The sequence below is a fragment of the Lacticaseibacillus sp. 53-4 genome, from assembly GCF_016861805.1.
Lineage (GTDB): Bacteria > Bacillota > Bacilli > Lactobacillales > Lactobacillaceae > Lacticaseibacillus.
Genome location: NZ_BOLT01000021.1, coordinates 1 through 1336, shown reverse-complemented (window position 1 = coordinate 1336; position 1336 = coordinate 1). Strand labels below are relative to the sequence as shown.

Genomic DNA, 1336 nt, shown 5'->3' with positions numbered 1-1336 from the left:
TAGTGCCACCACCTGGGTTAGTGCCACCACCTGGGTTAGTGCCACCACCTGGGTTAGTGCCACCGCCTGGGTTAGTATCGCCACCCGGATTAGTGCCACCACCATTCGACTTAGTCAACACGATTTCAAGGCGTTGGGTGACCGCACCATCGTAATCGAAGCGAGCACCTTGTGCATCATTGCTTACGACTTGATAGCCATTAGCAATCAGTGCACTCAGTGTTGCCTGATAACTCGACTCTGGAATCAGACTGCCTGACGCACCATCAACAGTCACGACATCATATATGCCTTGACCTTGGACGACAAAAATGATTTCAGCCGTTTGCTGATTGGCGGTATAGGTCACCGTTACATCTTCTGCGTTCGTTGGTGCTTCTGTCGTTGCTGGCAATGCGACTTGGTCTACTGTCAGCTTGTCCGCGATGTAGCCGGTCAGTTTTGGACTAGTGACTGCATCAAAGCCGCCTTGCGGGGTGTAAACCGTTTCGCCGGTGATGGTGTCACTCGTTGTCTTGTACGTAACCGTTTGTGTAACATCGTCTGAAGCCTTCTTGCCCCCAGCGTAAACATAGTGGATCGTCCGCGTTGCCGTGGCTGTTCCATACGTTACCGGATCTGCGGTATAGATCACCGTTACCTTAGTATCCGTTACGGCGGCTGGGTCAGTTACCGTTTGGATGCCTACCTTAGTCACACTACTTTGATCCGGCGTGTATCCCGCCACATTCGGTGTCTCTACAGCACCATGATCTGTTTGCGAAGTCGCAACGAAGTTGCCAGTCGCTTTGTCAATGCTGGTCAGCCATTGCATCTTTTGTTCAACTGCTTCCGGTGTCTTGGTGCCAGCACCAACATACGTGATCGTCCGCTTTGTTGTTGCTGTGCCATGCTCGATCACATGACTCAAGTGGATCGTCACATCTGGAGTATCATTCGTGAACGTCACGGTGCCACTCTTTGCTTGTCCTTCAGACAACTCATAACCGTCCGGTACGGTCGCTTTCCAATCAGCTGTAGTGTCTGTCTTCCCACTCAACTGCGCAGTGGTCCCGTCAACTTCTTTACCACCATTGTCATCATCGACATACTTCACGTCAGCGGTTTGGTTATCGGCCGTATAGGTCACCGTTACCGCGGTATCTTTCATGTCATCAGGATTGGTCGTCGTTTGTACTTCAGCCTTAGCCACACTATTTTGATCTGGTGTGTATCCCGCTATGGTTGGCGTCTTCAAGGCATTATATACAGTTTTGGACGTCGCAACGAAGTTGCCAGTCGCTTTGTCAATGCTGGTCAGCCATTGCATCTTTTGTTCAACTGCTTCCGGTGTCTT

At 50.9% G+C, this 1336-nt stretch carries 1 pseudogene; it reads right to left on the bottom strand.

Features of this window, described 5'->3' with window-relative positions:
• Positions 1 to 1336: pseudogene (locus JUF21_RS08565) on the bottom strand (hypothetical protein); the annotation flags it as partial.